Below are 24,793 nucleotides of genomic sequence, written 5' to 3'. Positions count from 1 at the left end.
GTGGAACGCGACATGACACGGGGCCCTGCCCCGAAGGGGCCACGGCATGACCGATCTTTTCGACCTCGCGCGCGGTGCGTTGCACGCGCAACCGTTCAGCATGCTGCTCGGCACGGAGCTCGTCCAGATCGGAGAGCGCGAGGTGACCCTGCAACTGCCGATCCGCGACGATTTGCGCCAGCAGCATGGGTTCGTCCACGGCGGCGTCACGAGCTACCTGGCCGACAACGCGCTCACCTTCGCGGGCGCACTCGCCCTCGGGCCGCGCGTCGTCACCGGGGAATACAAGATCAATTACCTGCGGCCCGCCGTGCGCGGGACGCTACTCGCGCGCGCCGAGCTCATCTACGCGGGGCGCGGCCATGCCATCTGCCAATGCAGCGTCTACGTCATCGATGGAGAGAAGGAAACCCTCGTCGCTTTGGCGCAAGGGACGATCAATCGCGTCGGCGACGGCCCCAACGCGTCGTCGCTGGATCACGAGCACGATGCGCCCCACGGCGACGAAGGCGCATGAACCGATAGGCGGAAGAGTTGGGCCTCACGTTCAAGCATTGAGTCCACCGATCCACCACTTGCAAGGAGCAAGACATGATTGACCATACGGGCGTACTGGTAAGCGATTTCGAGAAAAGCAAGCGCTTCTATCAGCTGGCGCTCGCCCCGCTCGGCTATGAGTTGCTGCGCGAATTCACGGCAGCCGTGACGGGACACACGGACGTAGCGGGCTTTGGCGCCGGCGGCGTGCCGGATTTTTGGATCAGCCGCGGCACGCCGAACGATCCGCCCGTTCATATCGCGTTTCATGCGGCCGATCGAGGCGTCGTCGATGCGTTTCATCGCGCCGCGACGGCCGCCGGAGGCCGCGACAACGGCGAGCCCGGCCTGCGGCCGCAGTACCACCCGGGGTACTACGGCGCGTTCGCGCTCGATCCCGACGGCCACAACATCGAAGCGGTCTGCCACGAAGGCTGACGCGCACGACAGGTCCGACGCTGGATCGCAGCCGCAAGGGGCGCTAGAATGGCGACCCTTCAAAAAAGCGCGCGCGACACCCCGTGCGTGCGCGCCGTCGTTCGATTCCATGGCAAAACTTCTGACCGATCTCGAATTCCAGCGCTTTTCCGAACTGCAGCAAAAGCAAGCCAGCTTCACCATCACGAGCGAAGAAGCCGATGAGTTGCGCACCATCGTCGAGCGCGCGCAGCAAAAACGCGACGACCGCGCGGCCGCGATGCAAGCGATCGAAGCGCACATCGCTCAATTCGACATTACGCCCGACGAACTGTTTTCCCCCGAGAAGATCGGCGAAGCGGCGCGCGCCTATGGCCTGATCGCCGCGGCGAAGAAAGAGCGTGCGCTACCGCCCGCACTGACCTTCGGCGGCAAGACCTATCAATGGACGCGCGCGTTGCCCGACGATATCCGCGTGCCGCTGTTCGACGCCTTCAAAGCAGGTCAATCGGTCAAGCCGTTCCTGGCTACCCCGAAGGACGCCGTGCGCAACGCCGCCACGATCGCGCGGCTCGAGCGCGAAACCGGCGCCGTGTATGCCGATGCATGGCTCGACGAACTCGCGATTTCCCGCACGCAAGTGGACGAAGCCGCCGCGAAGCTGGCCGCTTGACGGACGGCCAGGGCAGTTGGCCCCCGGGCTAGCGTTTCGTCAGCGGCCGGGCACGCAACGCACCAACGCGCGCCCGGCCGCAAAGTGTGCAAAGCGAGGCCTACCAATCGCACTAAGGTGCGCGCATGTCGCTTTGCAGCGGCATTTTGACCTCGACGACGGCCGGGTCCGCCGTGGGGCTCATCGTAAAGCCGCAAGCCTTGACGAGACCGAGCATCGGCGCGTTCTCGCGCAGCACCTCGCCGACGATCCAACGCGTGCCGCGCCCGCGCACGTAGGCCACCATCCGCTCCATCAGCATTCGACCGAGGCCCAGTCCTTTCAGGTCGGAGCGCACGGCCACGGCGAACTCCGCATTTTCGTTGTCGGGATCGGTGATCGTGCGCACGACGCCGAGCGTGCGTGCGTGCCCGCTTTCCTCCGTCGTGGCAATCAGCGCCATCTCGCGGTCGTAGTCGATCTGCGTCATGCGGGCGAGTTGCGAGTGATCGAAGCCGCTCACCGCGCCAAAAAACCGCATGCGCAAATCGTTGGGCGTCATCCCGGCGATGAAGTCGCTATGGGCCGGCTCGTCTTCGGGCCGGATCGGACGGATCGTCAGCCGCCGTCCGCGCCAATCGAGCGTTTCTTCGAGTTGGCGCGGATACGGCACGATGGCAAGGCGGCCGCGTTGTTGCCCGAGCGCGAGACGCGATCCGACGAGCCGCGCACGCGTGCGCGTGACCCGCAGCACCGCCGTCAAGCCGACGATCTGCTCCACGCAGCAGACGGCCTCGGACAACGCCGTCAACGCATCGAGCACGGGCGCGACCGGCGCGCGCTGCGCGTAGGGCGAACGCGAAACGATCTCGCTCGCGAGGATCGGGTTCAGCGGCGGCAAACCGTACACCGAGAACGGCGCTGACGCCTCGTCGGCCGGCGGCGCGGTGAATTCGAAGACGGGGCCGAAGTCGGCGTCGTCGCGCAGCGTCACGGTCACATCGACGATGTGCTCATCGTCGTGCAGGCCTTCGGCGGGCGCGGGCGCGGCCGAATCCGCATCGCTCGTCACCTCGAGCCCGAATCCGCTCAACAGCGAGGCCGCATCGGCGCCTTCGAGCATCGTATGCCCCGCCGCCAGTGCCGCCTTCGCGCTCGCCTGCGCAGCCTCGATCGCGACGGGCACCTGCGCGGGCAATCCTTGCGGCGTTTGCATCAGCAGTTCGCGGCCGAGCCGATAATCGACGAGACGCGCGAAGGCGCGGGCGAGCCGGTGCGGCGTCGAATGCAAGGCGATGCCGTGCGCCCGCAGCGCATCGCGCGTCTCGTCGTCCACGCCCCCGAAAAAGCAAGCAAGCACGCCGCGGTAGGCGAAACGCTGGCGCTCGATCAACACGCGCGCGACCTCGGCCACGGGCGCGCCCAGCGTCGATGCATGGACCACGAACGCCGTGCCGGTTTCGCGATGCGGTGCGAGCGCCTCCAAGGCGAGCCCGAAATGTTCAGGCTTGGCGTCGTTGCCGAGCACGAGCGGATTGCCACCCGTTGCGCGCGGTAAAGCGCGAGCCACGGTTGCCTGCGCCGCATCGGGCCAGTGAGCGAGCGTCGTGTTGGCCGCGGCGAACGCATCGGCCGCGAGCGCTGCAACGCCACGGTCGCTCGTGATGAGGGTCGCCGACGAACTCGCGGCAATGCGCCCCACGCCGAGCGTCTCGATTTCGTCGATCAAATCGTCGAGCGAATCGACGCGCACCATGCCCGCGCGCCGAAACGCCGCGCCATACAGCGCATCGGAAGGATCCGAGCGGCCGGTGCGCAGCACGAGCACGGGCTTGTTGCGCGCCGCCGCGCGCGCGGCCGACATGAACTTGCGCGCGGCGCGCACGACGGACAGTTCGAGCAAGATGGCCCGCGTTGCCGGGTCGCTCGCGAGATAGTCGAGGACATCGCCCGCATCGACATCGGCTTCCCCGCCCAGTGCGATGGCATGGGAGAACCCGAGCCCGCGCGCCGCAGCCCAGCCGAGCACGGCGTTCGTCAGCGCGTTCGATTGCGAGACCCACGCCACGCCCCCTGTTTTCACCATCGACGAAGGCGCGCCGAAGTGCGCGTTGACCGCGGGCGTCACGACGCCGAGGCTGCCCGGCCCCACGATGCGCAGCAGGTGCGGTTTCGCCGCCGCGAGCACGCGCGACACGACTGGCGAGCCTGCATCGTCGGTATCGCTGACGATCACCGCCGCACGCGTGCCAAGGCGGCCGAGCTTGCCGACGACATCGACCCAGGTCTCGCTCGGCGTGCAAATGAGCGCGACGCTCGGCGCTTCGAGCAAATCGGCCGCATCGGCAAACACGGCGCAGCCGTCGAGTTCCGCGTATTTCGGATTGACGGGCCACACGGGGCCGCTGAACCCGGCTTCGCGTACCCGCCGCCACACTTTCGCGCCAACGCTATCCGGGCGAAGCGACGCACCGATGACGGCGACGGATTTCGGTTGAAACAGCGCATCGAGATTGCGGACGGTCATAGCGCGCGTCTAACGAGGGTGGAGGATGGGAGGAGAAGGCGCCGCACGCGGCGCGAAATACCGATTTCGTAAGCATAGGCGATGCCCGCCTGCGTTGCCCGCCCATCAATCGAGCGACTTCTTGAAGCGCGCCACGCTCACGCCCAACATCACGAGTCCGAGCGCCGTCATCGCCGCGAGTTGCGGCCAAAGGACGCCGAACCCGACGCCCTTCAGAAAGACTGCGCGCAATACCACGAGAAAATAGCGCAACGGATTCAGATACGTCAGCCATTGCAGCACACGCGGCATCGCCGAGATCGGAAACGCGAAGCCCGACAAGATGAAGATCGGATTGACGAGGATGAAATTGAGCGCGAACGCCTGCTGTTGCGTGCGAGAGAAAGTCGACAGCAGCAAGCCGAGACCGATGACCGCGAGCAAGAACAGCATGACGCCGACCAACATGACGAAGATGCTGCCGACGAACGGCACGTCGAACCACGCCACCCCGAGCGTGGCGACGATCGCAACATCGCCAAGACCGATCAAGAACGACGGCGCGGTCTTGCCGAGAATGAATTCGACGGGGCGAATCGGGCTCACCATGATTTGCTCGAGCGTGCCGACTTCCCGTTCGCGCACGACGGCGAACGCCGTGAGACTGACCACCTGCAGCAAGGTAAGCGTGCCGACCACGCCGGGAATGAAGAACCATCTGTCGTCGAGCCCTTCGTTGAACCACGGCCGCTCTTGCAGCGCAACGGTGATCGCAGGGGGCGCCGCGCCGGCGCGCGCATGCCATCCCGTTGCCAACCAATCGCCTTGGTACTGCGCGACGATCTTGCTCACGTAGCCGAGCGCAATCAACGCCGTATTGGAATTCGTCCCGTCGACGAGCACCTGCAACGGCGCCCCCCTCCCTTGCTGCAGCGCGCGAGCAAAGCCTGCTTGAATGATCACCGCCACTTGTGCGCGCCCCGCATCCAATTCATGCGCGATGTCCTTTTGCGAGCGCGGGAAATCGACGATCTCGAAGCGGCCGTTGGCGGTGAAGCGTGCGATGAGATCGCGGCTGGCTTGGCTGCCGTCGAGGTCGAGCACGGCGGTCGATACATGGCTCACCGTAAACGTCGCCGCGTAGCCGTAGATGAACACTTGCAAGACGAGCGGCACGACGAGTCGAAACAACGCCCAGCGGTCTCGCTTCAATTCGAGAAACTCTTTCACGAGCATCGCGTACACGCGTTCGAACATCGCCGGCTCCGACCTTTAACTTATGTCCCAATCGAACGAATGAACCCATACATCAATCGAGGTGCTTACGAAACGCGCGAACGCTGAGCCAGCCGATCACGAAGGCGTAACACGCCAACGCGGCGAACGGAACTGCGAGATCGACCAAGGTGCTGCCTTTGAGAAATACGGAACGCAAGATAGTCACGTAATAGCGCGCGTAGACGAGCAGCGTCAGCGCGCGGATTGGCGCGGGCATCTGTTCGATCGCAAACGTATAGCCCGAGAGCATCGTGGTTGGCAGCATCGTCAACAGCAAGGCCACTTGGCTCGCGCCAAGCTGGCTGCGAATGCGCACCGACATCAGATAGCCGATGCCGAGCACGACGAGCGTAAACATCGCCGTCGTCGCCGCGAGCGTCAGCAAGCTGCCGCGAAACGGCACATGAAACCAATAAACCGTGCCCACGAGACAAAAGACGGCATCGACGAAACCGATCGCGAAGTACGGAATCAGCTTGCCGAGCATGAGTTCGAGCGCGGTGACCGGGGTCGAAATCAATTGCTCCATCGTGCCGCGCTCCCATTCGCGCGCGACGGTCAACGACGTGAGCTGTGCGCCGACGAGCGCCAGGATCACCGCGACCACCCCGGGAATGATGAAGTTGCGGCTGTCCAAACCTTCGTTGTACCAAACGCGCGGCCGGAAATCGACCGTGCCCACGGCAGGCGGCGGCACGCCGTGATCGGCAGCCCAGCGCGCCTCGAATGCGGCCGCGGTTTGCGCGATCACCCCTTGGGCGTAGCCGATTGCGATGTTCGTCGTGTTGGTATCGGTCGCATCGAATACGGTCTGCAGTTGCGCGACGCCTGTCGTCGCCAGCACGCGCGAAAAGTCGACAGGGATGGTCACGACACCGGCGCAACGTCCTTGGTCGATCGCCTCGCGCCCCGCCCGCTCGCTTTCAAGCTCCCCCTGCGGTGCAAACCAGCCCGACGCGACGAACCGCGCGACGAGTTCGCGGCTAGCCTGGGTGTGCGCCTGGTCGCGCACGCACAGCGGCACGTGCCGGATATCGAGGCTGACGCCATAGCCCAGCAGAAGCATTTGCATCAAAGGCATCAGCAAAGCGATGGCGAGGCTTCGCGGATCGCGCCAGATCTGTAGCGTTTCCTTGCGCGCAACGGCGATTAGGCGACGCAGGTTCATGCGGCGTCTCCGGCCATGCGTTCGCTCGTCGCGCGCCGATTCTGACGCGACACGAGTTGCACGAACACATCTTCGAGGCCGGGCCTGATCGGCTGCGGCGTGGACGCTTCGATGCCGGCTTGCGCCAGCCGGGCCGGCAACGCCGCAGCAACCGACGCGGCGGGCGTGTCGCCCGAATCCGCTACGAGCACATGCAGCTTGTCGCCGAAGATGGCGGCGTCGCGCACGGCCGGCATGGTGCGCAAAATGGCGACGGCCTCGCCGAGCGAGGCACAGTCTAGCTCGAACAATCGACCGCCCAATTGCTCGCTGCGCAATTCGCTCGGGCTGCCGACCGTGATCAAGCGTCCCGCGTCGATCAATGCGATCCGATTGCAATACTCGGCCTCATCCATGTAGTGCGTGGAGACGAGCACCGTCACGCCCTCTCCGGCCAGCCGATGAATGAGGTCCCAAAACCGCCGGCGCGCCTGCGGCTCGACGCCCGAAGTCGGTTCGTCGAGAAACAGCACGGGCGGGCGATGCAAGATGGCGCAGCCAAGCGCGAGCCGTTGACGCCACCCGCCCGCGAGCGTTCTCACGAGCGCGTCTTCGCGGCCTTCGATGCCGGCCATGGCGATCGCAAAGCGCATGCGCTCGCCGAGCAATGCGCGCGGCACACGATAAATCCCAGCAAAGAACCGCAAGTTCTCGCGGCAGGTCAGATCGTCGTACAGCGAAAACTTCTGCGACATATAGCCGATATGGGCGCGCACGGATTCCGGCTCGCTCGCCACGTCGTATCCTGCCACCGATGCGGCCCCCGCGCTCGGCGTCAGCAATGCGCAGAGCATGCGGATCGTGGTCGACTTGCCCGCGCCGTTAGGCCCGATGAAGCCGACGACTTCTCCCTTGCCGATCGTCAAATCGAGACGGTCGACGGCGGTGAATTTTCCGAAGCGCTTGGTTAGACCACGGGCGAGCACGACGCTCTCGCGCGCGGGCTGCGCGTCCGGGGACGAGGGCAGCGGCGCCGGCGGTTTCGCCGAAGAAGGCTCGGGCGGCGAAGACGCGCTCATACCGCCTCCCCTACGAGCGCGACGAATACGTCCTCGATGCTGGCCTCCACCGTTTCGATCGGCGCATGCGCGACCGCGCCCGCATCGAGCCGCGCTTCCAATTCGGGAACGCGCAGCGCGCGATCATCGACGTGAACATGCACGCGATCGCCCATGAGCAGGATGCCGAGAACGCCCGGCGCGGACGTGAGCGCCGTGCGAATGGCGCGCGGATCGTTGCCGGCGATCGCAAGCAGCGCGCCGCTCAACGCGCGTTTGAGCGTGGCAGGCGTCGCGCACTCGCGCACTTGCCCCTCGTGCAACAGGGCAAGCCGTCCGCAGCGTTGCGCCTCGTCCATGTAGGCCGTCGACATGACGATCGTCACGCCTTCGTCGCGCAGGCGATACAAGATCTCCCAGAAATCGCGCCGAGAGACCGGGTCCACGCCGGTGGTGGGTTCATCGAGCAGCAACACCTTCGGCGTATGGATGAGCGCGCACACGAGCCCGAGCTTTTGCTTCATGCCGCCTGACAGCTGCCCGGCCAGACGGCGTTTGAAAGGCGCGAGCCCAGCCGCCTCGAGCAGCTGCGCGACGCGCACGCGATAACGCTCGCGCGGAACGTCGAAAATCTCGCCGTAGAAGAATGCGTTTTCGTCGACGGTCAAATCCTCATACAAGCCAAACCGCTGCGGCATGTAGCCGAGCACCGTCTTGGCCTGCTCGGGATCGGCGGCCACGTCGATCCCTTCGAGCACGATTCGCCCCGCGTCGGGACGCAGCACGCCGGCCAGCATGCGCATGAGCGTCGTCTTGCCCGCGCCGTCCGGCCCCACGAGACCAAAGATCTCGCCGCGCTCGATGGCGAGCGTGACCTCGCGCACGGCTTGGACCGCGCCAAAGCGCCTTCCGACCCGTTCGGCGACGACAGCCGGCGCGCTCATTGCCCGCTCGCGCGCGCAGCGATGGACGCATCGGCCGGCATGCCCGGCAGCAATTCGTGTGTCGGGTTATCGATGTCGATGCGGATGCGATAGACGAGGGTCACGCGCTGCGCGTGTGTTTCAACCGTCTTCGGCGTGAACTCGGCCTGCGGCGAAATAAAGCTCACGCGGCCTCGGTAGACCTTAGAAGCGTAGGCGTCGGTGCTGACGTCGACGCTATCGCCAAGCCGAACGCGGCCGATGTCGGGTTCGTTCACGTAGGCGCGCAACCAAACGTGATCGAGTTCGTCGAGCGTAAACACGGCCACGCCGGGGCCGGCCAGCTGCCCCAGCTCGGCCTGACGCACGGCGATCACACCGTCGAACGGCGCGCGCAGTTCGGTGTACGAAAGCGTCGTCTCATCGAGCGCGAGCTTGGCGCGTGCCGCCTCGACGTTGGCCATCGCCAGCGAGACGGCGTTGCGCGCCACCTCGACCAAGGCGCGATCATGCGCAAGCAATGCGGCCGATTGGTTTTTCGCCGTGAGCGCAAGGTCGCGCGCTTGCTGCGAAACGGCGTCGTGCTTGGCGAGTGTATCGGCGCGCGTGAAATCGAGTTGCTTCTGCGCGAAGTCGAAGCGGTCGCTCTCGACGCTGCGCGACGCGGCGTCGAGCGTGCTGCGATTGGCGCTCACTTGCGCCGCCTGCACGTCGAGATTGGCGCGATCAATGTCGACCTGACGCCGATAGAGCCGGTCGTCCAACCGCGCGAGCACCGTGCCGCGCGCCACACGCGCGCCTTCGTCGAAGGGAAGGAAGATGATCGGCGCTTGCACTTGCGTCACGCTCAATACGCTCTCGTGCGCCTCGATGTTGCCGGACACGACGATGCGAGGCGGCGGGCTCTCCGGTCTGAAGATCGCCGACAAACGCCATGCCCCATAGGCGCTCGCGGCGAGCGCAAAAACCAGCGCGAGCGCAACCGGTATCGAGACGCGCTTCGAATACGCGCCTAGACGAGCACGCCGGGGCGGGGAAGGTTCTGGGGCCATTTCAGCACTTTACGCAGATGAGAACGCCAATCGTTTGACAAGCGTCAAGCTGCGCGAGCATAGGCACCACGATGATGGTCGCATCGGGACGCTCGACGCGAACCGGCGATTCCGCTTACAGCCGCGCCGTCGCTCCCGAAAAAAGGAGAACACGCGTGACGAAGCTGCAATCGGCCAGGGCGGCGCCCTTTGCCTATGTGGCCGCCGCCGCTGCCGTCCTGGCTGTCGTGGGAGCGGTCATTGCCGCATGGTGGTTTTACACGCGCCCCGCTGCACCGCACTACCAGACGCTACCGGTCACGCGCGGCGACATCGTGCATTCGGTCAACGCCACGGGCGCCGTGAACCCGGTGCTGACGATCATCGTCGGCAGCTATGTCTCGGGCGTCATTCAGCAGCAGTATTGCGACTTCAACACGCGCGTGCGCAAAGGGCAGCTCTGCGCCAAGATCGATCCCCGGCCCTATCAAACCATCGTCGACCAAGCGCGGGCCGAGCTCGACAACGCGCGCGCTCAGCTTGCCAAGGATCGCGCGCTGCTCGCGTATGCAAAGAACGCTTTTTCGCGCGCGATGCAGTTGCTCGACCACGGTATCGTCTCGCAAGACGCGGCCGACAATGCGCGCAGCGCGTACGACCAGGCGCGCGCGCAGGTGGCAGTCGACGCCGCGGCCATCGAGCAACGCAGCGCCGCGTTGCGAACGGCTCAGGTGAACCTCGATTACACGAACATCGTGTCCCCCGTGGATGGCACCGTCGTGTCGCGCAACGTGACGATCGGACAAACGGTCGCGGCCAGCTTTCAGACGCCGACGCTGTTTCTGATCGCGACCGATTTGACCCAGATGCAAGTGGACACGAACGTCAGCGAAAGCGACATCGGTGGCTTGCATGAAGGCGCCTCGGCGACGTTTACCGTCGAAGCGTTTCCGAAGCGGCAGTTCTCGGGCCGAGTGATGCAGGTGCGGCAAGCGCCGCAGACCGTGCAGAACGTCGTGACCTACGACGTCGTGATCGGCGCGTCGAACCCCGACCTGACCCTGAAGCCCGGCATGACGGCAACCGCGCGGATCGTCATCGAAACGCGCCCGCAGGTGCTGCGAGTGCCCGATCAAGCGCTGCGCTTTGCGCCGTCGCAGGCGGCAACGCAAGAACGCAGCCTCGGCGGCCCGCATGTGTGGGTGCTGCGCGACGGGCGGCCCGTCGCGATCAAGGTTGCGACGGGCCTCGACGATGATTCGTACTCCGAAATAACGAGCGGCGATCTGCACGAGGGAGACGCCGTGATCATCGGCGAAACGAGCGAGCGCTCGGGGACGGGGTCTGCCCCGGCCGCCGCGCCGCGCCTGCGGATGTGACACAGCGAGGCCGGCGATGCGCGATACCGTTGTCGAACTCACCCACGCGACCAAGATCTACGCGGCGGGCGGCACCGAGTTGCACGCGCTCGACGATGTGAGCCTTACCATCGAACGCGGCGAATTCGTCGCCATCATGGGTTCCTCGGGATCGGGCAAGTCGACCTTGATGAACGTGCTCGGCTGTCTCGATCGGCCGAGCTCGGGGCGCTATCTTCTCGAAGGGGCGGACACGGCCAGGCTGACCGAGCCGGAGCTGGCGCGTATTCGAAGCGGCCGCATCGGCTTCGTCTTTCAAAGCTTCAACCTGCTCGCGCGAACCAGCGCGCTCGAAAACGTCGCCCTGCCGCTGTTCTATTCCGCCGAAGGGCCGGCGACCCACGCCGAGCGGCTCGCGCGCGCACGAGAGGCGCTGAGCTTCGTCGGCCTTAGCGCACGCGAGCGCAACTGGCCGAGCCAGCTATCGGGCGGGCAACAGCAGCGTGTGGCGATTGCACGCGCGTTGATCGGGCGTCCGAGCATCGTGCTCGCCGATGAACCGACCGGCAACCTGGATTCGCGGACCTCGCACGAAATCATGGTGATGCTGCGCACGCTCAATCGCGAGCAAGGCGTCACGATCGTGGTCGTGACGCATGAGTCCGATATCGCGCAATACACGGATCGCACCGTAACGATGCGCGACGGCCGCGTCGTTTCGGACGAGCGCCGCGCGCCAGCAGTGAATGCAAAGATCGACGTAACCGAAGCATCTGGGCCTGTTGCATCGAGCAGCCCGAACGGGCCTCAGTGCTCGAACTGCGAGAAGCCGCCCGAAGCCGCGTCCGCATCGCCTGCATCGCCCGTCGCTGGCGAGGGTGTGCTCGCGCCGCTGCGGCCTGCTGCCGCCACGCACTCCGGCTTCGCGAAGATGACGCTATCGGCTGCCGCGCTCGCGCTGTGGCGCAACAAGATGCGCTCTGCCCTGACCGTGCTCGGCGTCTTCATCGGCGTGGCCGCGCTGATCGCGATGGTGGCGATCGGCCAAGGCGCAAACGAGGCCGTGCGCAAGCAGATCGAGAGCCTCGGCACCAACCTGCTCGTCATCGTGCCCGGCGCGACGACGTCGACGGGCGTGCGCGCCGGCTCGGGCAGCGCGTCGACGCTGACCGTCGACGATGCGCGCGCGCTCAAGCGCGAAGATCCGGCTGTCGGCACGGTCAGCTATTTGATCCGGCAACTGGGCCAAATCGAATATGCCGGGCGCAATTGGTCGACGAGCATCCAAGGCATCGCGCCGGCCTACCTCGACACGACGGGCTGGCATATCGCATCGGGCCGGGCCGTGAACGAAGAAGACGACCGCGATGCCGCCATGGTCGCGCTCATCGGGCAAACGGTCTATCAGCAACTATTCGCCGCGGGAGAAAATCCGATCGGCGCGACAATCCTCGTCAAAGGCGCGGCGCTGCGTGTGGTGGGCCTACTCGCCCCCAAGGGACAAACGGCGTTCGGACAGGATCAGGACGACGTCGTCATCATCCCGTTCAGCAGCGCCGAGCGCAAAGTGCTGGGCGTCGCCGTGCCGAGCCAGGCGCAGACGAGCGCGAACCCCTACTTCCCGCCGGTTCCCAACCCCTACGGCATCCCGCCTCGCCTCACCGGCTACGTCAACCAGATCTACGTCGAAGCGGCGAGCCCGCAACTCGTGCAGACGGCCATCAGGCAAGTGACCGACACGCTGCGCCGGCGTCACCGCCTGCGCCCTTCCGACGATAACGACTTCGCCGTGCGCAACCTGAGCCAGATCGCGCAAACAGCCGAGGGCAGCAGCCGCATCATGGCGCTTTTGCTGGCCGCGATTGCGTCGATCTCTCTGCTGGTGGGCGGCATCGGCATCATGAACATCCTGCTCGTCTCGGTCACCGAGCGCACTCGCGAAATCGGATTACGCATGGCGGTTGGCGCTCGCAGGCTGCACGTGCTGCTCCAGTTTCTCGTCGAAGCCATCTTCTTGAGCGTGAGCGGCGGCATCGGGGGCATCGTCTTCGGCATCGCCGCGTCGGAGCTCGTCACCGTCATCGCCCATTGGCCCACCTTGCTCTCGCCCGCAGCCATCTTCGGCGGCTTTGTTTTTTCCGCAGCAGTCGGCGTCTTCTTCGGCTACTACCCCGCCAAGAAGGCCTCGCGGCTCAACCCCATCGAGGCGCTCCGCTATGAATGACCGCACCGTGTCCGTCACCGGTCGCGCCGTAGCCGATACGACGCGCTCTGCGCACACAACGCCCATCGCGCTGGCGCTGGCCCTGACTCTGGGCCTTTGCGCGCTCGCGGGATGCGCCGTCGGCCCGGACTTTGCGCGGCCCGCGACGCCGGCGGTAACGGGGTACCTCGCAGAGCCCTTCGCGCTGCCGGGCGCCGGCCCGGCCGACGCCGCTCAACAGCTGCAATGGGGCGCGAATCTCGATCAACGGTGGTGGACGGCGTTCGAATCGCCGCCCCTCGACGACACCGTCGCGCGCGCCATCGCCGACAGCCCGACGCTCGACACGGCACGCGCGACGCTCGCGCAAGCACAGCAAGCCATCCGCGTTGCGCGCGCGGGACTCTATCCGCAAGTCGACATCGACGCGAGCGCCGAGCGCGACCGGGCGCGCTCCCTACGCGCAGGCAGCGCAGGCGGCAGTACCACGAGCAACCTGCTGAGCGTCGGCCCGACCGTCAGCTACGCGCTCGATCTGTTCGGTGGCACTCGCCGCGAAATCGAGGCGCAGATGGCCCTAGCCGAGTATCAGCGCGACCAACTCGCCGCGGCCTACTTGACCTTGACCGGCAACACCGTGACGCAAGCGTTGATCGCGGCCGGGGCGCGCGAACAGTTGCGCGCGGTCGACGACATCATCGCGATCGATCGCCGCAACATCGAACTCGTCTCGATCGAGCGCGATGTCGGCAAGGCGGCGTTGGCCGACCTGCTTGCCGCGCAAGCCCAGCTGGCGGCCGATCTCGCCCTGTCGCCGCCGCTCGCGCAACAGTTGAGCGCCGCCGAGCATGCGCTGGCGATCCTGGTCGGCGCGACCCCAGCGCAATGGCAGCCGCCGTCATTCGACTTCGTCATGCTGACACTGCCGGCCGACGTTCCCGTTGCGCTACCGTCGGCGTGGCTAGTGCAGCGCCCCGATGTGCGCGCGGCCGAGGCCCAGCTTCATGCGGCAAGCGCCGCGATCGGCGTCGCGACCGCGCAGCTCTATCCGCACGTCACGCTCAGCGCCGCATGGACGCAAAGCGCCGCTTCGATGGGCCCGCTCTTCGATTCGGCAAACGGCTTATGGGCCGTCGCTGCCCAACTTACGGCGCCGCTGTTCCACGGCGGCGCATTGAGAGCGCAGAAGCAGGCGGCCGTCGATGCATTTCAGGCGCAACTCGGCGTCTACAGGCAAACGGTACTGCAAGCCTTCGGGCAAGTAGCCGATACCTTGCGCGCATTGCAACACGACGCTGAAGAGCTGGCCGCGCAACGGGCGGCGTTGGATGCAGCAGAGCGCTCGCTCAGTCTATTGCAGGAAAGCTACCGCGTCGGGACGGCGAGCCTGGTGGACGTGTTGCAGGCGCAACGGCTCTACGCGCAAGCGCGCCTGGGTTATGCGAGAGCCAAGGGGCAACGCTATGTGGACACCGCGCAGTGGTACGCGGCCATGGGCGGCTCGGCACAAGACTGGGCGCACGGCCAAGCCGCCGCGAACGAGGCCGGAAGCGCCGCCGCACACTGATCCGGCGCACCATTTGCACAATGTAAAACATGATTTATGCGCATAAAGCGGCCTACACCATAACAACGATCTTGCCCAACTGCTCATTCGACTCCAAGAAGCGATGCGCCGCGACGATATCCTCGAAGGCAAACGTCCTCGCGATTACCGGTCGCAATGCGCCCGATCCGAGTCCCCGCATGATGAACGCCTTCGCCGCGTCCAATCGCTTAGGACTGCTAATGACCTCATGCACGAGATAACCACGCAGGGTCAGCGTCTTGCTCAGGACTGCGAATAACGGGAAAGGCGTCGGCTGCGTGCTGAGGCCGCCGTACTCGATTAGGATGCCGCCGCGCGACATCGCGGCCGTCAGCGGTTCGAAGATGGGACCACCCACCGCATCGAGGACGACGCGGATGCCTGGCGCCCCCGCGATTTCGCTCAAGCGCGCCGCCAGATCCTCTTCCGCCGATGCGACGACATGAGCGGCGCCCTGTTCCAACAATGCCTGCCGCTTGGCGGAACTTCGCGTCACTGCGATGGGGATCGCGCCGATCGCATTGGCGATCTGAATCGCCGCCAGGCCGACGCTGCTCGACGCAGCCGTCACAACAACGAACTCTCCCTTGGCGAGCGCCGCGATATCGATCAGCGCGCCATAGGCAGTCAAATACGACATCCAAACGGCGGCGGCGGCTTCCCACCCGAGCGCCGCCGGATGCTTGACGACGAGTTCGGCCGGAAACGTGGCGCGCTCGCCGTAAGCCGGCCAACGCACCATCGACAACGGCGGAACGACGCTCACGGCATCGCCGGGCGCGAAGCCCTCTACGCCATCGCCAACCGTCTCGACGATGCCCGCAGCCTCCAAGCCGAGCCCGGACGGGAATACAGCCTGCTCGATGTATGTCCCCTTGCGCAGCAGCGTCTCGGCGCGATTGAGCCCAAGCGCCTTCACGCGAATTTGCACTTCACCGGCCGCTGCGCCCGGCAGATCGACATCTTCGATGCGCAGCACTTCAGGGCCGCCATGGCGATGAAACCGAACGACACGTGTCATATCGAATCACTCGAAAGTAAACGGATTGAATACACTATGCACGTAGCCGTTCTCGCGAAAAATCTCCATTGACTAAAACAGAAATAACTAACGGTTTCGAATCATGGATCGTCTCACCAGCATGGCGGTGTTCGTCAAAGCCGTCGATCTCGGCTCGTTCGCGGCCGCGGCCGATGCCCTCGAGCTATCGGGGCCGATGGTCGGCAAGCATGTCCGGTTTCTGGAAGAGCGGCTCGGTGTGCGCTTGCTGACACGCACGACACGCAGGCAAGCCCTGACGGAGTTCGGGCGCGCCTATTACGAGCGCTGTCGCATCGTGCTGGCGGAAGCGCAAGCCGCCGATGCACTCGCCGCGGATCAACTGTCGGAGCCGCGCGGCAAGCTGCGCGTGACGATGCCCGTGCATTTCGGCCGGCGCTGCGTCGCTCCGATCCTTTACGAACTGGCGAAGCGGCATCCGTCACTGGAACTCGATCTGTCGTTCAACGACCGCTTCGTCGACTTGGCCGAAGGCGACTACGAGCTCGCGATACGAACGGGGGATCTCGAAGACCACGCCGGCGTCGTGGCCCGGCGTGTGGCGCGGCAGCGCATGGTGGTATGCGCCGCGCCGCGATATTTGAAAGCGCATGGGCGGCCTCGCGATCTCGCAACGCTAGCGCGGCATCAAGCCGTGATCTACCGCCGCTCGGGGCGCGTGCGACCATGGTTGTTTCCGCGCGAAGATGGCATCGTCGAAGAGGTCACACCGTCGAACCGGATTCGGCTCGACGATCTCGACGCCATCGCCGACGCGGCGGCCGATGGGATGGGCCTCGCCTGGGTGCCCTACTGGCTCGTGCGCGAACGAATCCGGGCGGGCACGCTCGTGCAGTTGCTGCCTGATCGACGCGAGTTTCTTTACGACGCCTACGCGCTATGGATGCAGACGCCGCATCTACCGCTGCGCGTGCGGCTCGCTGTCGATGCGCTTGCCGCGCAACTGCCCGGTCTCATGGACTAGCCGAAGCGCTTCGTCGTCGCGGCGGCGAACCTGCACGCTCCCTACCCGCTTACATGTTCTTCTTGAACGGCGCGCCCGAATGCTCGCGCAACTCGTTGAACACGATGTTCGGCCACGCCTTTTGCGCAACTTCGATTTCGGAGATATGCGAAGCGAGGTACGTTGGCGCGTTGGCGGCGTCCAACGCCATGCGCGCAGCATAGGCATCGGTGAAGCGCCGCAACTCCGCGGGATCGCTGCACGTCACCCAGCGCGACATCCGATAGCGAGCCGGCATGATGCGCACGTCGACCTTGTATTCGGCCGAAAGCCGGTGCGAGACGACCTCGAACTGCAGTTGCCCCACGGCGCCGAGAATGATGGAGCCGCCATGTGCCGGACGAAACACCTGAATCGCGCCTTCTTCGCCGAGTTGCTTGAGCGCTTCGCCCAACTGCTTCGCGCGCATCGGATCGACGACTTCCACCGTTTGGAAAATTTCCGGCGCGAAAAACGGCAAGCCGACGAATTGCAGCATTTCGCCTTCGGTGAGCGTGTCGCCCAGGCTCAGCGTGCCATGGTTCGGAATGCCGATGATGTCCCCGGGATAAGCCTCGCTCACCGTTTCGCGCCGCTGCGAAAGAAACGTCACCACGTTGTTGGCGCGGAACGTCTTGCCCGAGCGCGTCACCTTCAGCGCCATGCCGCGCTCGAAACGCCCCGAGCACACCCGGATGAACGCGACGCGATCGCGGTGCGCAAGATCCATATTGGCCTGCACCTTGAACACGACGCCGGTGAACTTCCCCTCGTCGGGCTGCACGGGCCGCTGCACGGCCATGCGCATCGACGGCGGCGGCGCGAGCTCGACCAGCGCGTCGAGAATTTCCTTGACGCCGAAGTTGTTGATCGCCGAGCCGAACAGCACGGGCGATTGCTGGCCCGCCAAAAACGCTTCGCGATCGAACGAGGGGGTCGCCGCGCAAATCAGGTCGATTTCTTCCTTTGCCTTCTTCCAGGCAAAGCCGAAACGCCGTTCGCCTTCTTCATCGCTCGGGCTCGACAACGTCTCGACCGCGCCCCCGGCCGTATCCTGTCCCGCACGAAAAACGCGCACCTGATCGCGCGTAACGTCGTATACGCCTTGGAATTCCTTGCCCATGCCGATGGGCCAGGTGAACGGCACGGCGGCCACGCCGAGATGCTGCTCGATTTCGTCGAGCAGATCGAGCGGCGCGCGCACCTCGCGATCGAGCTTGTTGATGAACGTGACGATCGGCGTGCGACGGCTGCGGCAAACCTCGAGCAGCTTCAGCGTCTGCGCCTCGACGCCGTTGGCGCCGTCGATCACCATGACCGCGGCGTCGACGGCCGTCAGAACACGATAGGTATCTTCAGAGAAATCCTCGTGGCCCGGCGTATCGAGCAGATTGATGACGGCGTCGCCATATTCGAACTGCATGACCGAACTGGCCACCGAGATGCCGCGCTGCTTTTCGATCTCCATCCAATCGGAGGTCGCATAGCGATTGCTCTTCCGACCCTTAACGGTGCCCGCGATTTGAATCGCGCCCGAAAAAAGCAGCAGCTTTTCGGTGAGCGTGGTTTTACCCGCATCGGGGTGGGAAATGACCGCAAACGTGCGGCGGCGCTTGAGTTCGGCGACAGACATCGTGTTCGGGAGGATATTTCGGGATTTGAGCGGCGCGGGGGCGATGATACACGCTCGCCCACCCGCGCGCTCGAACCCGTGCCGCCGCACGGTTTCGCGCCGAAACGAAACCGCCGGCGATCAGCGTTTCCCGGAAACCCTCACCGTCCGTATGCGGCGACGGCAGCGTCCCGAGGCTGAAGCGCTTCCTCGTGCAGCGGCGCGCCGCTACGCGGCCGCCCGATCGAGTAATACTCGATGCCGATCTCCTCCATCGCACTCGGCTCGTACAGATTGCGCCCGTCGAACACGATAGGCTGCTTCAAGCGCGCTTTGAGACTGTCGAAGTCCGGGCTCTTGAACGCCTTCCACTCGGTCAACACGACGAGCGCATCGGCGGCGGCCGCCACGTCCATCTGATCTTCCACGAAGGTCAGCCGAGCGAGCGCAGCCGGTTCGCTTCGCAGATCGGCCGCAAACGCGCGCTTGGCTTCTTTCATCGAGACCGGATCGTATGCAACGACGCGCGCGCCGCGCTCGAGCAACGCACCGATCACGACACGGCTCGGCGCTTCGCGCATATCGTCGGTGCCGGGCTTGAACGCGAGGCCCCACACGCCGAATACGCAGTCGCTCAAGTCTTCGCCGAAGCGCGCCACGATTTTGTTGACGAGCACTTGCTTTTGCGCGGCGTTCACGGACGACACGGCGTCGAGAATGCGCAGCGAATGTCCGTAGTCTTGCGCAGTCTGCATCAGCGCGCGCACATCTTTCGGAAAGCACGACCCCCCGTAACCGCAGCCCGCATAAAGGAAGTGATAACCGATGCGCGGATCGGAGCCGATGCCGCGACGCACGGACTCGATGTCGGCGCCCACGCGCTCGGCCAAATTCGCAAGCTCGTTCATGAACGAGATGCGCGTGGCGAGCATGGCGTTGGCGGCGTACTTCGTGAACTCGGCCGAGCGCACGTCCATGAACAGCATACGTTCGCGATTGCGGTTGAACGGTGCATAGAGGCGCTTCATCGTCTCTCTCGCGCGCTCGCCGGGAACGTCTTCATCGCAACCCACGACGATTCGCTCCGGCCGCGTGAAGTCTTCGATGGCCGCTCCTTCCTTCAGGAACTCCGGGTTCGAAACGACGGAGAACATGCAATCCACGCCGCGCTGCGCCAATTGCTCGGCAATGGCGTCGCGCACGCGCCGCGCGGTGCCCACCGGCACCGTCGATTTGTCCACGACGACGGTGAAGCCTTCGATGTAGCGACCGATCTCGCTGGCGGCGGCGAGCACGTACTGCAGATCGGCCGAGCCGTCTTCGCCGCTCGGCGTGCCGACGGCGATAAAAATCGCTTCGCGCTGCGTCATCGCGCGATGCGGATCGGTAGTAAACGACAGCCGCCCTGCCGTTTTGTTGCGTGCGACGATTTCGTGCAAGCCGGGTTCGTGAATCGGAATGCCCCCTGACTCGAGCAGATCGATCTTGTCCCGATCGACGTCGAAGCAACAGACATCGTTGCCGACGTCCGCGAGGCAAGCCGCCGTCACGAGGCCGACGTAGCCGCAGCCGATGATGGTCACATTCATGGTGGTGGCCCTTCAAGAAACAACGAGAAACGGGGTGCAATGGATCATGGTGGACGCGCTTGCTGGCGAGCGCGCCGACCGGCAGAGCGGTTATCAGGCACCAACAAAAAGCTGACAGCAAGGGCAGAAAAATACCGTGAAAATTTCGGAGTTCGCGTGAGCCGATAATCTTTCGGATTTTTTTGTGGCAGACGCAAGCAATCCGCCATGCGCACCAACACAAGCCGGTTACGGTTTTTTTGTCGATTTACTTCCTGTCACACTTTGGTGGTCTCAACGCCAGGTGATGATGTGACTTCTCCGATGTCCGGCTGTCTGCTCGGTGGTGAATTCGTTCGATGCCCGCGTGGCGCCGGCGCAATCGCACACCGGCGCACACGCGTATCCGATCGACACGCGAGGGCGGGCCGGTTCCACGATAGTCGGACAGGCGCTGGGCGCTTTCGATGTGAGGCGAGCAGGTTCGGCTACCGCGTGGAGCAAGCCGAAGGCTGTGCGCGCTCGCGTTCAGCGCGCACAGCCGAACCACAAGGCCGTTACGTCGAGCGGGGGCAGCTTGGCGGACCCCGCTCAGGCGTGGTACAGCACCTCGGGGGGCTTCGCATCGCCGCGGCCGTCCGCGTGCGTGTGAAGCAGCCATTCGGGCGTGCGATTGCTGCGGATCAAGCTGGGCTCGATCGTCGGGGGCGCACTTTGCGAAGCGGCCGCGGCCACCGGTGCGCCAGCCTCGGCTTGCACCCCCGGTTGCGCATCGGCTTGCGGCGTCTCGCTGGCACTGGCATCCGCAACGACTTCGAGGCGCGGTTGAGCGGCGGCTTCGTGCCGATCAATCCAATCGCGCGCCCAGTCCAGGGCGTAGCGCTCGGCGCTGTCGCGATCGGTGAAGCGCGGCCCGATCAAGCCAGAGCGTTCGACGCGCCGGCCGTCCTTGACGATTTCGGTCGACGCCCGATAAGTGAGTTGGAATTGCTTGGCGACGGGTTGGGCCGATGCGTGAATGATGTGACGACGGTATTCCTCGGAGCGTTTGGTCACGATCATCGAATCGACGCGCTGCGCGTCGTGCGAATGATCGTCGCTCGCACGCAATTGCGCACCGAGCGTCGGGGCGCGCCGAGACGAAGCGACGGGCACCTCGCCACGTACCGTATGTGAGCAGGCGTTGATCGCGGCGGCGCGCTCGTTCGCTTCGCTGCCGTCGAACTCGCCGTTCGTCGACTGCCACGACTCGGGGTTGGTCCAGAATACGCCGCGCAGACGCGGCGACTCAGGCGCCGGCACGGGCGCGGCCTTGGGCGCCGGGGTCTGCGGGGCGGCCTCGGGCTGCGGCACATAGGCGAACGTGCGGCCGAATTCCGATAGCACCTTGATAATTTTGGTCAAGGTGCCATCGGCCAGCCAGTCGTCGAAACGTCGCCGGCACGTCGGTCCGGAGGGATAGCGGGCAGGCAATTTGGACCACCGCTCACCCGTAGTCAATATCCAGAGCACCGCGTTGGCTACGACACGCGGTTCGGCGCGAGGCCGGCCGCGGCGATGCGGATGCACAGGCTCGTCCGCAGCCAGCGGCGCTAGACGAGCCCACTCGTCGTCGGTCAATTCCTCAAAGAACATGTTTTTCTCCACGCAGCCTGGCCCGGCTGCGACACTTGGTCGACGAGAATGGCCTACTCCCGGCGACCGCCAGGTTGCACACATTGTTTTGTTCTGGTGTTACTGCGAATCAAAATCGCACAACGGCTGTGCGACTTTGCCCTCGGTTGACGCACAAAAGGCGTTCTCGCTCGTGCATGGGAAAATAGTGCAGAAAGCATACCATCGCGACGACGTAACAAAAATCATGCCACGCTAAATATCGCGCATAGCCAATCATCCGAGCGAGGCACCACGCCCGATGTGAATTCCTGTGAGAGGTGTCAATATTAGAATATTTTTTGTCGCCCGCAATCGGGCGATATGTAACGAAGTGATTCCGAAACGATTTCAGCGCTCATAATGGCGATCAAATCTGTCATCTCGCGCAATAAACGGAACACGCAATCGTTTGCGCGGTGCAAACGTACCCCAATTTCAATCCAGGTCGGCCACGAGCGATTGCGCTACGTCGGGCTTGATTTCGCACGCCGTTATGGGGTAATGCGCGTGGTCGCAGCCCAACGCCAGCGGTGCACCGGCCTTGGCGGCACACCTAAGCGAATCGGTCAATTCGAAACGAAGAAAATGAACAGCGGAAGTTTTTTCACTATTGTCTCGCGGCAGATCTTCGTCCGCGATTGCGTAGACGGGCGGCTCGTCCCCAATCCGCATAAACACCCGGCGCTCTATACCGATTAGGCGTGCCAGCGCCGCCCGCCGTTCTGCTTCGTTCTCGTACTCGATTTGCATCGTCGCTTTGAAGTTGCTGCCGTCCGGCACAAGCGGTAAATACGCCGCCAACTCGGCAGCAATTCCCTCTTCGTCGAAAATTTTTTCTATATGTAGCATTTCTTGTATCTGATACCGAATGGTCGTTTCATCTTCGAACAGAAAAGTCAGATGATTGCCGAGTTGGACGTACCGACTCTTCTTGTGCTCGATAACTTCGGCTCTCGCGCGGTCACGAATTTTTGCGTAGGCTTCAAGGGTCAAGAGGGAATTGCGTGAGATGGTCATTTACATTTCCTCGCAACTGCATTAACCGACGCCCTAGATTCCGTATGCCTTGCGCAGAAGCGTCAATGGATGGGCGAGCGTCGGGACTTCCACTCCCTGCGCTCCGATACCCTGCTCAATGTGATGGCCAGCGAGTTGGCAGTCCGAAGCGATATAGGCAGGCTGCGGCTCGGACATCGCCTTGAAGACGGGCTTGCCAATCTGCATTGCGGTTGCGTGAAAGGCTTTCTTCACACCGAACGTTCCCGCGTGTCCCGAGCAGCGTTCGACCACCTTCAATGCGGTTCCCGGTATCAATGAAAGCATGTCGTAGGTTTTTCGGCCCAGGTTCTGCACGCGTGCATGACAAGGAACGTGATACGACACGGCGCCCAACGCATGCTTAAAGTCGGTCTTCAGCAGGCCGTCCTTATGACGCGCGACGAAGTACTCGAACGGATCCCAGAACGCCTCGGCCACGGCCCGCACATGCGCGTCGCCGGGGAACATCAGCGGCAGTTCCAGCTTGTACATCAACACGCAGCTTGGGATCGCCGCCAACAACGCGAAACCTTCGTCGGCATAACGAGCGAGCGCAGGGATGTTCTTTTCCTTTTTGGCCGCCACGCCCTCGAGGTTGCCTTGTTCGAGCAACGGCATGCCGCAGCATGCCTCCTTGTCCACGAGCACGTACGGAATCTCGTTGTGCTCGAGCACGGCGAGCAAGTCGTGGCCGATGCCCGGCTCGTTGAAGTTGACGTAGCAGGTCGCATAAACGGCCACCTTCCCCGGCGTACGCTCGCCGTCGCGCACCGCGTGTTTGGGCGAGGGCTTGGCATGCGGGCGAAACTTTCGCGCCGCGAAGCCGGGCAGCCAGGCGTTGCGATCGACGCCCAGCGCATGCTCCATTGCGGCGCGCGCGGGCTTGGTGTTATTGACCGCATTCACGGCTTGCGTGACGACCGGAATGCCCGCCAAATGGCCGAGCGCATCCGTGTTGGAAATCAATTTGTCACGCAGCGCGACTTCGCCGCGTCGATAACGCGCCGCTTTCGCACGCAGCATCAGATGAGGAAAATCCACGTCCCACGGGTGCGGCGGGACGTAGGGGCACTTCGTCATATAGCAAAGGTCGCAGAGGTAGCACTGATCGACCACCTTCGGGAACGCGCTGCGCTCGACATCATGCGCCTCGCCGCTGTCGGTTTCATCGACGAGGTCGAACAGCGAAGGAAACGCGCCGCATAGCGACACGCAGCGCCGGCATCCTGCGCAGATATCGAAGACGCGAGCGAGTTCCGTATCGATCGCGGCTTGATCGTAAAAGTCCGGGGAGCGCCAATCGAGCGGATGCCGCGTCGGCGCCTCGAGACTTCCTTCTTTGTGGGGCATGGCTGCGCTCCGTGACGATCCCATGGCTGCCGCAAGCGGTGTCGATACCGTTCGATCCGAACGCGCGAGCCTTATCCGCGCAACGCAGGCGCCGCCGTGGCGAACGATGGACGACCGCGCAACCCGCGATCAATCGGACAAGGCTTCGAGCGCTTTCGTGTAGCGATTGGCGTGGCTACGCTCGGCTTTGGCAAGCGTCTCGAACCAATTGGCGATCTCGTCGAAGCCTTCCTCGCGCGCGGTTTTTGCCATGCCCGGATACATGTCGGTGTATTCGTGCGTTTCGCCTGCGATGGCCGCTTGCAGGTTCTGCCGCGACGTGCCGAACGGCAATCCCGTTGCCGGATCGCCTACCGCTTCGAGATATTCGAGGTGACCATGAGCGTGGCCGGTCTCGCCTTCGGCTGTCGAGCGAAATAGCGCCGCCACGTCGTTCTGACCTTCCACATCGGCTTTCGCCGCGAAATACAGGTAGCGGCGATTCGCTTGCGATTCGCCTGCAAATGCGGCCTTGAGATTGTCTTCCGTCTTGGAGCCTTTCAACTGAGCCATTGTGAGCCTCCTTCATGGACAGGACCCGCGTGTCGGCTCTCGTGGCCGATCATATTCTGCGGTATGGGGAACGCGCGCAGCGTCGGGCGAGACGCAGTGCGTCGTCTATTGAATCTAGGATGAACGCCAACCGTTCCCCAATTGACATTTTCTATGCGGGCGATAGCGCCGCCTGGTCTCGCTGCGGTGTCGCGTACCTCGTCACGGTGCGATCATCGCTCGATCTAATCCCAGCAAGCGACTCACTGACATTCCTGCCAGTTTCGCCCCGCTATCG

The 24,793-nt window shown here is 64.3% G+C and carries 20 protein-coding genes; 7 read left to right on the top strand and 13 right to left on the bottom strand.

Features of this window, described 5'->3' with window-relative positions:
- Window positions 1-46 precede the first annotated feature (46 nt).
- From MMB74_RS15105 to MMB74_RS15095, 3 genes are all read left to right on the top strand, one after another.
- The gene (locus MMB74_RS15105) at window positions 47-517 is read left to right on the top strand and encodes a PaaI family thioesterase (RefSeq protein ID WP_277429457.1); all 471 of its coding nucleotides are present in this window, start codon (window positions 47-49) and stop codon (window positions 515-517) included.
- Between the two features lie 74 nt (window positions 518-591).
- Window positions 592-975, top strand: a complete 384-nt coding sequence (locus tag MMB74_RS15100; RefSeq protein WP_277429456.1) for a VOC family protein — start codon at window positions 592-594, stop codon at window positions 973-975.
- Between the two features lie 109 nt (window positions 976-1,084).
- On the top strand, window positions 1,085-1,627 hold the full coding sequence (locus tag MMB74_RS15095; protein WP_277429455.1) for a hypothetical protein: 543 nt from the start codon (window positions 1,085-1,087) through the stop codon (window positions 1,625-1,627).
- Window positions 1,628-1,739: 112 nt separating this feature from the next.
- On the opposite strand, the gene MMB74_RS15090 is transcribed toward MMB74_RS15095, so the two are convergent.
- The 6 genes from MMB74_RS15090 to MMB74_RS15065 form a co-directional block, all read right to left on the bottom strand.
- Window positions 1,740-4,133, bottom strand: coding sequence for a GNAT family N-acetyltransferase (locus tag MMB74_RS15090; protein ID WP_277429454.1), 2,394 nt, complete (start codon window positions 4,131-4,133; stop codon window positions 1,740-1,742).
- 105 nt (window positions 4,134-4,238) lie between these two features.
- Window positions 4,239-5,369 carry an ABC transporter permease gene (locus MMB74_RS15085; protein ID WP_277429453.1) on the bottom strand — a complete coding sequence of 377 codons (1,131 nt, stop codon included), beginning with the start codon at window positions 5,367-5,369 and terminating at the stop codon, window positions 4,239-4,241.
- 52 nt (window positions 5,370-5,421) lie between these two features.
- Window positions 5,422-6,558 (bottom strand): ABC transporter permease, encoded by a 1,137-nt coding sequence (locus MMB74_RS15080; protein WP_277429452.1) that lies wholly within the window; start codon window positions 6,556-6,558, stop codon window positions 5,422-5,424.
- Entirely contained in the window at window positions 6,555-7,616 is a 1,062-nt protein-coding gene (locus MMB74_RS15075; RefSeq protein ID WP_277429451.1) for an ABC transporter ATP-binding protein, read from the bottom strand. Before MMB74_RS15075 ends, MMB74_RS15080 begins: the two co-directional genes overlap by 4 nt.
- Window positions 7,613-8,539 carry an ABC transporter ATP-binding protein gene (locus tag MMB74_RS15070; protein WP_277429450.1) on the bottom strand — a complete coding sequence of 309 codons (927 nt, stop codon included), beginning with the start codon at window positions 8,537-8,539 and terminating at the stop codon, window positions 7,613-7,615. Before MMB74_RS15070 ends, MMB74_RS15075 begins: the two co-directional genes overlap by 4 nt.
- Complete coding sequence (locus MMB74_RS15065; protein WP_277429449.1) at window positions 8,536-9,570, bottom strand: efflux RND transporter periplasmic adaptor subunit; 1,035 nt, start codon at window positions 9,568-9,570, stop codon at window positions 8,536-8,538. The genes MMB74_RS15070 and MMB74_RS15065 overlap by 4 nt, the downstream gene beginning before the upstream one ends.
- 155 nt (window positions 9,571-9,725) lie before the next feature.
- Between MMB74_RS15065 and MMB74_RS15060 the strand changes: the two genes are divergently transcribed.
- Genes MMB74_RS15060 through MMB74_RS15050 form a run of 3 tightly spaced genes read left to right on the top strand, consistent with a single transcriptional unit; the run spans window position 9,726 to window position 14,677 of the window.
- A complete protein-coding gene (locus tag MMB74_RS15060) occupies window positions 9,726-10,928 on the top strand; it encodes an efflux RND transporter periplasmic adaptor subunit (protein WP_277429448.1) in 1,203 nt (400 codons plus the stop codon).
- Window positions 10,929-10,944: 16 nt separating this feature from the next.
- Window positions 10,945-13,131, top strand: a complete 2,187-nt coding sequence (locus MMB74_RS15055) for an ABC transporter permease (RefSeq protein WP_277429447.1) — start codon at window positions 10,945-10,947, stop codon at window positions 13,129-13,131.
- Window positions 13,124-14,677, top strand: coding sequence for an efflux transporter outer membrane subunit (locus MMB74_RS15050; RefSeq protein ID WP_277429446.1), 1,554 nt, complete (start codon window positions 13,124-13,126; stop codon window positions 14,675-14,677). The genes MMB74_RS15055 and MMB74_RS15050 overlap by 8 nt, the downstream gene beginning before the upstream one ends.
- Window positions 14,678-14,729: 52 nt before the next feature.
- Here the strand turns inward: MMB74_RS15050 and MMB74_RS15045 are convergent, their stop codons facing one another.
- Window positions 14,730-15,719, bottom strand: a complete 990-nt coding sequence (locus MMB74_RS15045) for a zinc-dependent alcohol dehydrogenase family protein (protein ID WP_277429445.1) — start codon at window positions 15,717-15,719, stop codon at window positions 14,730-14,732.
- Between the two features lie 103 nt (window positions 15,720-15,822).
- Between MMB74_RS15045 and MMB74_RS15040 the strand changes: the two genes are divergently transcribed.
- On the top strand, window positions 15,823-16,722 hold the full coding sequence (locus MMB74_RS15040; RefSeq protein WP_277429444.1) for a LysR family transcriptional regulator: 900 nt from the start codon (window positions 15,823-15,825) through the stop codon (window positions 16,720-16,722).
- Between the two features lie 49 nt (window positions 16,723-16,771).
- Here MMB74_RS15040 and MMB74_RS15035 read toward each other — a convergent pair whose 3' ends face one another.
- The 6 genes from MMB74_RS15035 to MMB74_RS15010 all read right to left on the bottom strand — a co-directional run bounded on the left by MMB74_RS15035 (window position 16,772) and on the right by MMB74_RS15010 (window position 24,516).
- On the bottom strand, window positions 16,772-18,373 hold the full coding sequence (locus tag MMB74_RS15035; RefSeq protein ID WP_277429443.1) for a peptide chain release factor 3: 1,602 nt from the start codon (window positions 18,371-18,373) through the stop codon (window positions 16,772-16,774).
- Between the two features lie 140 nt (window positions 18,374-18,513).
- On the bottom strand, window positions 18,514-19,941 hold the full coding sequence (locus tag MMB74_RS15030; protein WP_277429442.1) for a UDP-glucose/GDP-mannose dehydrogenase family protein: 1,428 nt from the start codon (window positions 19,939-19,941) through the stop codon (window positions 18,514-18,516).
- Between the two features lie 570 nt (window positions 19,942-20,511).
- Complete coding sequence (locus tag MMB74_RS15025; RefSeq protein WP_277429441.1) at window positions 20,512-21,555, bottom strand: transposase; 1,044 nt, start codon at window positions 21,553-21,555, stop codon at window positions 20,512-20,514.
- Window positions 21,556-22,011: 456 nt separating this feature from the next.
- Window positions 22,012-22,593 carry a DUF3501 family protein gene (locus tag MMB74_RS15020; RefSeq protein ID WP_277429440.1) on the bottom strand — a complete coding sequence of 194 codons (582 nt, stop codon included), beginning with the start codon at window positions 22,591-22,593 and terminating at the stop codon, window positions 22,012-22,014.
- A 33-nt stretch (window positions 22,594-22,626) separates the two neighbouring features.
- On the bottom strand, window positions 22,627-23,964 hold the full coding sequence (locus tag MMB74_RS15015) for a heterodisulfide reductase-related iron-sulfur binding cluster (protein ID WP_277429439.1): 1,338 nt from the start codon (window positions 23,962-23,964) through the stop codon (window positions 22,627-22,629).
- A gap of 129 nt (window positions 23,965-24,093) precedes the next feature.
- A complete protein-coding gene (locus tag MMB74_RS15010) occupies window positions 24,094-24,516 on the bottom strand; it encodes a rubrerythrin family protein (protein WP_277429438.1) in 423 nt (140 codons plus the stop codon).
- Between the last annotated feature and the right edge of the window lie 277 nt (window positions 24,517-24,793).

The sequence above is a fragment of the Trinickia sp. Y13 genome (assembly GCF_029522115.1).
GTDB lineage: Bacteria > Pseudomonadota > Gammaproteobacteria > Burkholderiales > Burkholderiaceae > Trinickia.
The sequence above is the reverse complement of the archived record's forward strand: the minus strand, read 5'-3'. Positions and strand labels throughout refer to the sequence as shown.

Bases quoted from the DNA above. Each gene is read 5' to 3' on its own strand.
- MMB74_RS15070 (WP_277429450.1), bottom strand. From the start codon at position 8,539: ATGAGCGCGCCGGCTGTCGTCGCCGAACGGGTCGGAAGGCGCTTTGGC.
- MMB74_RS15065 (WP_277429449.1), bottom strand. From the start codon at position 9,570: ATGGCCCCAGAACCTTCCCCGCCCCGGCGTGCTCGTCTAGGCGCGTAT.
- MMB74_RS15050 (WP_277429446.1), top strand. From the start codon at position 13,124: ATGAATGACCGCACCGTGTCCGTCACCGGTCGCGCCGTAGCCGATACG.
- MMB74_RS15010 (WP_277429438.1), bottom strand. From the start codon at position 24,516: ATGGCTCAGTTGAAAGGCTCCAAGACGGAAGACAATCTCAAGGCCGCA.
- MMB74_RS15035 (WP_277429443.1), bottom strand. From the start codon at position 18,373: ATGTCTGTCGCCGAACTCAAGCGCCGCCGCACGTTTGCGGTCATTTCC.
- MMB74_RS15100 (WP_277429456.1), top strand. From the start codon at position 592: ATGATTGACCATACGGGCGTACTGGTAAGCGATTTCGAGAAAAGCAAG.
- MMB74_RS15080 (WP_277429452.1), bottom strand. From the start codon at position 6,558: ATGAACCTGCGTCGCCTAATCGCCGTTGCGCGCAAGGAAACGCTACAG.
- MMB74_RS15085 (WP_277429453.1), bottom strand. From the start codon at position 5,369: ATGTTCGAACGCGTGTACGCGATGCTCGTGAAAGAGTTTCTCGAATTG.
- MMB74_RS15055 (WP_277429447.1), top strand. From the start codon at position 10,945: ATGCGCGATACCGTTGTCGAACTCACCCACGCGACCAAGATCTACGCG.
- MMB74_RS15025 (WP_277429441.1), bottom strand. From the start codon at position 21,555: ATGTTCTTTGAGGAATTGACCGACGACGAGTGGGCTCGTCTAGCGCCG.
- MMB74_RS15090 (WP_277429454.1), bottom strand. From the start codon at position 4,133: ATGACCGTCCGCAATCTCGATGCGCTGTTTCAACCGAAATCCGTCGCC.
- MMB74_RS15095 (WP_277429455.1), top strand. From the start codon at position 1,085: ATGGCAAAACTTCTGACCGATCTCGAATTCCAGCGCTTTTCCGAACTG.
- MMB74_RS15105 (WP_277429457.1), top strand. From the start codon at position 47: ATGACCGATCTTTTCGACCTCGCGCGCGGTGCGTTGCACGCGCAACCG.
- MMB74_RS15045 (WP_277429445.1), bottom strand. From the start codon at position 15,719: ATGACACGTGTCGTTCGGTTTCATCGCCATGGCGGCCCTGAAGTGCTG.
- MMB74_RS15040 (WP_277429444.1), top strand. From the start codon at position 15,823: ATGGATCGTCTCACCAGCATGGCGGTGTTCGTCAAAGCCGTCGATCTC.
- MMB74_RS15020 (WP_277429440.1), bottom strand. From the start codon at position 22,593: ATGACCATCTCACGCAATTCCCTCTTGACCCTTGAAGCCTACGCAAAA.
- MMB74_RS15075 (WP_277429451.1), bottom strand. From the start codon at position 7,616: ATGAGCGCGTCTTCGCCGCCCGAGCCTTCTTCGGCGAAACCGCCGGCG.
- MMB74_RS15015 (WP_277429439.1), bottom strand. From the start codon at position 23,964: ATGCCCCACAAAGAAGGAAGTCTCGAGGCGCCGACGCGGCATCCGCTC.
- MMB74_RS15030 (WP_277429442.1), bottom strand. From the start codon at position 19,941: ATGAATGTGACCATCATCGGCTGCGGCTACGTCGGCCTCGTGACGGCG.